Consider the following 2,990-nt stretch of genomic DNA (forward strand, 5'->3'; position numbering starts at 1 on the left):
AACTGCTAGAAGGTGCTCGATTTATGCAAGCGCAACAACAGGAGATGTGATCAAGAGACAGATCCTGACACAGGGGGATTATTAGAATATATACGGATGAATTATTTAACGCCCTTATTAATCAAATTTTTTCCGTTTCTCGATTTCTAATTTTTCCAGATCAGGCCAGCGACAAATGCTCAATACTTGATAGCGCACTACACCACTAGGAAACGCTTCATCAATGATTTCATTCCTAATGGCTTCATTAGCTAGGTCACAATCTAATCGTGCTAATCGTTCAGCTAAATAAGATATATGTTTCTCGCCTGAAGATATGGATCCCCAAAGTATTACTTCAGAATACTCATCTTTAGCTGCTTTAATGATGTCTGACTCTTCATTTTCATCGACTTTAATCGTTTGAGATATACGAGTTCCAGCAAATGGTTTATTAGGGTGACTTGTTCTGTGAATAATTTCAGGAAAGCTAAATTTGCCTTCATCGTCAGTAGTGGTGTAGTCCCATTTTTTTTCTTCCATAACACCAGAGTATTGGTAACCTCTTTTTAGCTTAATATCGGCTAGAGGTTTACCCTGAAGGGTTAGGCTACCAATCACTTCAGGAAACACTTCGACATCGACTTTTTTAAACATGCGAAATATTGCTCCCTCCAAAAAGTAGTTGGCCGTAGTGACAGACAGAACGAGAAACAAACTAATATATGCTATGTAGCTCATTGATGAGGTAACGCCTTGTTTTGATGTTGATATGATTAACTTACTGAAGTCATTGTAGAGTGATTCTTCAAGGGTATATATTATTATAAAGGACTATTTTTTATGGTGTAATGATGAAAAGGGTATGTTCGATTGGGCCAATAGGTACACATTCGTTATTGCTTATTGACTAGATATCCCATCAGCAAAAATTCATCTAGATTGGCCAGTCTGAATATCATCCGTATTTTTCTCTTTTCTGTACTTCCAATAGTTGTAGTTCTGGCCAGCGGCAAATACTAAACACCTGTAGTCGTGAAACTCCATTGCTAATTTCTTCTTCTATTATCTCTTGTCTAATCTCTTCATTGGCGAGGTTGCAATGTAATTGCGCCAATCTTTCAGCTAATAGGGAAAGATGTTTTTCACCTTTAGTTACAGCAGACCAAAGAAAAGTGTCTGTATAAACTCCCTCTGCGACTTTAATTGCTTGCGCAACGCGCGTTTCAGCAAACGGTTTATTAGGGTGACTTGTTCTGTGAATGATTTCAGGAAAGCTAAATTTGCCTTCATCATCAGTAGTGGTGTAGTCCCACTCAATTTCTTCCATAACACCAGAGTATTGGTAACCTCTTTTTAGCTTAATATCGGCTAGAGGTTCTCCCTCATTGGTTAGGCTACCAATCACTTCAGGAAACACTTCGACATCGACTTTTTTAAACATGCGAAATATTGCTCCCTCCAAAAAGTAGTTGGCCGAAGTGACAGACAGAACGAGAAACAAACTAATATATGCTATGTAGCTCATTGATGAGGTAACGCCTTGTTTTGATGTTGATATGATTAACTTACTGAAGTTATTGTAGAGTGATTTGTTAAGAGGGTCTATCATCATAAATAGCTACTTTAAAGGTGTAATGATGAAAAGTGTATGTTTGATTGAGGTGTTCTGGTCTGGTCTAATTTCATCATCCAACCAATGGGTAGAGTCGTTGAAGTAAGTGTTTTTTGCGTATGGATTCAATATTGTTGGTTCTAGAGGCAAAGATAAAACTATCACAATTAATGTTTTTAGTGCCTTTTTGACACTCTTTAGGGCTATAGATAAAGAGTTTTTTTTGGCTAAAATTAGGCTGTTAATGAGTATTAAAAGCACTATGTTACGTCTCTTTTTAACCATGAATCTGTAGCTTTTATTTTTTATCTATATCAATGAGTTGGGGGAGAGGGTGTTAAATAGTATTCTTGATAAATATCGTTACCTTTTATTGCTTACGGTTTCATTATTTCTATTTGTGATTATTTTTTTTCATATGCTTACCCCGAAGGAGATGATGCAGTGTTTGGATTTTTGAAGCGATATGAAGTTGAATTATCGGCTCCTGTACAAGGGCGAATCACCAATAATGGCATTCCAATTTCGGGGGCGGAAGTTGTTAGAGAACTGTCATATGGTGGTTATGACAAGGGTGACCCTATTATTGACTATGCATTAACCGATACAAATGGTGAGTTTTCATTTAAAGAAGTTAAAGTTAAGTCAAATGCCCCCGGTAATATTTTTGGGCAAGATGCACGTCTTAGGCAGGAAATTTATATTAAGAAAGAACCTGATGAGATAAAAGATGGTGAAGATAAGTATTACTGGCTTTGGTTGATCAGTAAGAATTGGATTTCTGTTCCTTATTTAAACAAATTTTTGCTGCAGTTAAATGCAGACTTACAAAATAAAGAATTACAATATGAAGTTGATTTAACGCAGTTTGGTTTAATACGTGATCATCCTATAATTTCAATATGTTACTGGGAAGATGAATTAATTACGACTTATTACGGTGAATCTATGGATGTTGTTACAAATTTTAATGATTTAAAAAATTAATTAGATAAAAAATATTTAAAAGTTTATTTTAAGGATGAAATAATGAGTGTTATATCCCCTAATGTTGCAGCTAGAATCGCATTGCTATCTTACCAAATTGAAAAAAAACCCAAAAGATTACCTATCCATAATAAGGTAAAACAACACTTTAAGTTCAACGCAGAAGATGTCCAACAGGGGACTTCTGGTGGTTTCTTTTGGTGCGAAACGACAGGCTTTTTGCTCATTGGCCAAGGACATAGTCAGCAACATAAGGGCGATCACGTGATTGCAATACGGGGTACAAATACTTTAGCTGATGCGGTAACCGATATTACTGCTCATTCAAAAAGTAACATGCCTATGCAGTTGGCTCAGTAAGAATGTATTGGCGTGTGAATGATTGCCAAATTTAACAATCTGTTAGGTA

At 36.1% G+C, this 2,990-nt stretch carries 4 protein-coding genes; 2 read left to right on the plus strand and 2 right to left on the minus strand.

The genetic code is table 11. From position 1 onward, the window contains the following. Positions 1-117: 117 nt before the first annotated feature. Together AAEY93_RS20140 and AAEY93_RS20145 are read right to left on the minus strand one after the other, a co-directional pair. Positions 118-636, minus strand: coding sequence for a DUF6795 domain-containing protein (locus AAEY93_RS20140; protein WP_124013678.1), 519 nt, complete (start codon positions 634-636; stop codon positions 118-120). Between the two features lie 301 nt (positions 637-937). After that, positions 938-1,594, minus strand: a complete 657-nt coding sequence (locus tag AAEY93_RS20145) for a DUF6795 domain-containing protein (RefSeq protein WP_351079399.1) — start codon at positions 1,592-1,594, stop codon at positions 938-940. Positions 1,595-2,038: 444 nt separating this feature from the next. Between AAEY93_RS20145 and AAEY93_RS20150 the strand changes: the two genes are divergently transcribed. Together AAEY93_RS20150 and AAEY93_RS20155 are read left to right on the plus strand one after the other, a co-directional pair. Further along, complete coding sequence (locus tag AAEY93_RS20150) at positions 2,039-2,581, plus strand: DUF6795 domain-containing protein (protein WP_351079402.1); 543 nt, start codon at positions 2,039-2,041, stop codon at positions 2,579-2,581. Between the two features lie 42 nt (positions 2,582-2,623). Further along, positions 2,624-2,941, plus strand: a complete 318-nt coding sequence (locus tag AAEY93_RS20155; RefSeq protein WP_351079405.1) for an alpha/beta hydrolase family protein — start codon at positions 2,624-2,626, stop codon at positions 2,939-2,941. Positions 2,942-2,990: the final 49 nt, after the last annotated feature.

The organism is Shewanella sp. CAL98-MNA-CIBAN-0140, assembly GCF_040309905.1.
In the GTDB taxonomy this organism is placed as follows: Bacteria; Pseudomonadota; Gammaproteobacteria; order Enterobacterales; family Shewanellaceae; genus Shewanella; species Shewanella psychromarinicola.